Annotated in this window: 5 protein-coding genes and 1 pseudogene; 2 read left to right on the plus strand and 4 right to left on the minus strand. The window is 61.9% G+C overall.

From position 1 onward, the window contains the following. Nucleotides 1–174: 174 nt before the first annotated feature. Nucleotides 175–732 carry an ankyrin repeat domain-containing protein gene (locus C1D09_RS22585; RefSeq protein ID WP_143976373.1) on the plus strand — a complete coding sequence of 186 codons (558 nt, stop codon included), beginning with the start codon at nucleotides 175–177 and terminating at the stop codon, nucleotides 730–732. 52 nt (nucleotides 733–784) lie between these two features. Here the strand turns inward: C1D09_RS22585 and C1D09_RS22590 are convergent, their stop codons facing one another. Together C1D09_RS22590 and C1D09_RS22595 are read right to left on the minus strand one after the other, a co-directional pair. Then, a complete protein-coding gene (locus tag C1D09_RS22590) occupies nucleotides 785–1,312 on the minus strand; it encodes a gamma carbonic anhydrase family protein (RefSeq protein WP_143976374.1) in 528 nt (175 codons plus the stop codon). Between the two features lie 19 nt (nucleotides 1,313–1,331). Further along, nucleotides 1,332–1,667: a DUF6949 family protein gene (locus C1D09_RS22595; protein WP_143976375.1), complete on the minus strand. Its 336-nt coding sequence runs from the start codon at nucleotides 1,665–1,667 to the stop codon at nucleotides 1,332–1,334. A gap of 116 nt (nucleotides 1,668–1,783) precedes the next feature. Here C1D09_RS22595 and C1D09_RS22600 point away from each other — a divergent pair, with 116 nt between their 5' ends. Then, nucleotides 1,784–2,515 carry a hypothetical protein gene (locus C1D09_RS22600; protein ID WP_143976376.1) on the plus strand — a complete coding sequence of 244 codons (732 nt, stop codon included), beginning with the start codon at nucleotides 1,784–1,786 and terminating at the stop codon, nucleotides 2,513–2,515. A 47-nt stretch (nucleotides 2,516–2,562) separates the two neighbouring features. Here C1D09_RS22600 and C1D09_RS22605 read toward each other — a convergent pair whose 3' ends face one another. Together C1D09_RS22605 and C1D09_RS22610 are read right to left on the minus strand one after the other, a co-directional pair. Continuing rightward, nucleotides 2,563–2,766, minus strand: coding sequence for a DUF3126 family protein (locus C1D09_RS22605; RefSeq protein WP_019857879.1), 204 nt, complete (start codon nucleotides 2,764–2,766; stop codon nucleotides 2,563–2,565). A gap of 153 nt (nucleotides 2,767–2,919) precedes the next feature. Continuing rightward, nucleotides 2,920–3,075 (minus strand): annotated as a pseudogene (locus C1D09_RS22610) (serine O-acetyltransferase); the annotation flags it as partial.

Below are 3,075 nucleotides of genomic sequence, written 5' to 3' on the forward strand. Positions count from 1 at the left end.
CCCAACGACCGGGTCAAAGGAGCCGGCCCCGTCCCCGGGCCGGCTCCGCCATTTCTGGCGATGCCCGAAACCCAATCAGGGTTGGGCAGGCGCATCCGACTATCCAGAGCTCCTTTGCATGGACGGCGGATCGAGGCATCATAGGCCGTTGGTTTCGTCCTCTGGATCACGGCGATGTTGGAGATCCCGGAAGATCGATGCGAGCGTCATCGTCTGTTCAAGGCGATCGACGATGCCTTCAAGGCCGGTGACTACGATGGCCTTGGCAAAGCCCTGGGCGGTTCGCCCCGTTGGTTCGACGAACGTATGCCGTTCGAACTCGGCCTCGGACATCCTATGGAATATGCGATCTATTGGAGCCCGATCGGCTTCATCTCGACCTTGCTGTATGCGGGCTCGGATCCGAATTATCAGGATCACGGCGGGTTTCCGGCCATCATTGCCGCGCTATCCACCGACCGGGCCGACCGGCTGGAAATCCTCCGGATGCTGATCGAGGGTGGCGCCGATCCCAACATGCGGGGCGTGAACGACTGGACGCCGCTTCACTATTCGGTGGCCATTCGTAGTGTCGAGGCGATCCGCCTGCTTTTGGCAGGTGGCGCCGACCCGACTCTCGCAACCCGCATAGATGACTATACGACAGCCGTCGAGGAAGCCGACAAGGCTGGCTTTGAAGCCGGCGCTTCATTGCTGCGTGATGCCATAGCAAGGCGCGGCTCTGATGGGTAATGACTCGGCACGGGATGAACCCGCCGGCGATACGGATCGGCCGAAACTGGCCTCAGACCTTCTTCAGCCCGGCCTTGAAGCGTTTGCCGTTGGCGACGTAGTGCGCGGCCGAGCCGCGCAGCTTGTCGACGGCCGCGTCGTCCAGCACCCTGATCGCCTTGGCCGGTGAGCCGACAATCAGCGAATTGTCCGGAAACTCCTTGCCTTCGGTGACCAGCGCGCCGGCCCCGACCAGTGAATTCTTGCCGATCCTGGCGCCGTTCAGCACGATGGCGCCCATGCCGATCAGGCTGTTGTCGCCGATCGTGCAGCCATGCAGCATGGCCCGGTGGCCAACCGTGCAGCCTTCGCCGATGGTCAGTGGAAAGCCGGGATCGGTGTGCATGACCGTGTGTTCCTGCACATTGGTGTCGGCGCCGATAGTGATCGTCTCATTGTCTCCGCGAATGACGACGCCGAACCAGAAACCGGCATTGCGGCCGACGCGCACGTCGCCGATCAGCGTCGCATCGGGCGCGATCCAGTTTGAACCCGCGTCCGCGAAGCTGGGCTGCATTCCGTCGATCGCATAAAGCGGCATTGTCGGTCTCCGAATCGTCTCAGATGCCGGACCCTAAGAGACGGATCGTCCATGAGGCAATGGCAAGCACGACGATGCCGAGCGCCAGTGACCAGGCAATCGCCGTGCAACCGCATGACAACAGCGCCATCGTCGAAATGCGCTTCTCGCGGCGGGCATCGAGGGCATCGTTGACCAGCATGAAGGGCCCGGCGCCAGCGGTGGCCGCCAGCGAGCGCAGCACATGCGCGGTGGATACGTAGGGCTCAGCGAAAGCGACCTTGCGGCCCGATACCAGTTCCATCGTCGAGCCCGCCAGCCCGCACACTGTCAGCCCGACGACAAAAGCAAACAGGAAGAGTTCCATCTGAGCCATCTTAACCCTCCATTTACCATGAAATCGCACAGTCGTTTCAGGAAGGCTGCAAGAGCCGTGCCGCGCGATGTGTGCCGCCGAGGGACATCGGAATGGCGGCTGGGACGAGGACTGAGATGAAGCAGGCAGCGACCGCTGACGGCCCTGAACTCACCGTGGTCGATTCCACGCTGATGAAGCGGGTGTTCCATGCCTTCGCCGCACTTGCCTTGCTGTCGGTCGCGATCAGCCTTGGCGGCAAATGGTTCGGCCATAGCATCGCCATGGCTGGATATACCGACGACACGACGGTGCGCCGGGTGGTGATCGGCAACAATGTGATTTCCGTGCCGGCCAATTTCATCCGTTTCGAACAGGCCCGGCGTGACGGCATCGCTTCGCGTCTAGACCTTTACCTGCGCTATCCCCAGATGGACGGCTATAGCGAGGCGGCCCGTGACGATTTCAATCACTCGGAAGCCAACAGGAAGATCATTTTCCTGTCCTTCGAACAGCAGATTATGTCGCGCGACATGAGCGGCCGGTTCACGCCGATCTACAGCGCGCTGATCGCCCAGCGCGGCATCCCGGGACCGGGCGGCACGACGGTCTACGGTTTTAATGAGAAATCCGGCTATCTGAACGAGGTGCTGGTGGTCGGCAAGCGCGGGGAAAAGGACCCTTTCGTGGCCCGCTGCTTGAGCGAGCCGAGTGCCGGTCAATCGCTGGCACCGTGCGAGCGGGACATCCAGGTCGGCGACGATCTCAGCCTCACCTACCGTTTTCCCAAGGAATTCCTTGGCGATTGGCAGGCACTCGACGCGGCAATGACCGCGGAGGCCGGGCGAATGCTGAAGGCCGGACATTGAGAGACAATGGCAGGCCGCGCCTGGCGCGGCTGCCATTTGATACGGGCTCAGCCCAGATCGATGTCGAGGATCGCCATCGAGAAGTTGTAGTCGCCGTCGTCCTCATCCTTGAAGACGATGCCGAGGAATTCGTCACCGACATAGACTTCGGCGGAATCTTCCTTGCGAGGCCGTGCCTTGACCTCAAGCTTGGGGTTCTGGAAGACGCGCTTGAAATAGGCGTCCAGCTTTCTGATTTCGTCCGGCTTCAACAGTCTTCTCCGATCATCGGGCTTGCTGGTTTGAAGGGCGCTTCTGGCACGTCGACAATGGCGATGTAAAGGCAAGCCGGCCGTATTGCACCGGAAGCGGCAGCGCCGCCGGACAAAATCGCAATCGCGCCGGAGGGCGCGCCGGCGCGGAAATCAGATATCGAAGCTTATCACCTGGTCCATCGACTGCGACGGCAGCAGCTGGTCCATCTGGCGCGAAGGCTGGTCGCACCCGGTCTCGCCGACCACGCGGGCCGGCACACCGGCAACCGTCTTGTTGTGCGGTACGGGCGACAGCACCACCGATCC

Origin of the sequence: Mesorhizobium intechi (genome assembly GCF_002879535.1) — a bacterium.
GTDB classification, from domain to species: Bacteria; Pseudomonadota; Alphaproteobacteria; order Rhizobiales; family Rhizobiaceae; genus Mesorhizobium; species Mesorhizobium intechi.

Excerpts from the sequence above, each read along its gene's own strand:
- C1D09_RS22590 (WP_143976374.1), bottom strand. The coding sequence starts at position 1,312 with ATGCCGCTTTATGCGATCGACGGAATGCAGCCCAGCTTCGCGGACGCG.
- C1D09_RS22600 (WP_143976376.1), top strand. The coding sequence starts at position 1,784 with ATGAAGCAGGCAGCGACCGCTGACGGCCCTGAACTCACCGTGGTCGAT.
- C1D09_RS22585 (WP_143976373.1), top strand. The coding sequence starts at position 175 with ATGTTGGAGATCCCGGAAGATCGATGCGAGCGTCATCGTCTGTTCAAG.
- C1D09_RS22595 (WP_143976375.1), bottom strand. The coding sequence starts at position 1,667 with ATGGCTCAGATGGAACTCTTCCTGTTTGCTTTTGTCGTCGGGCTGACA.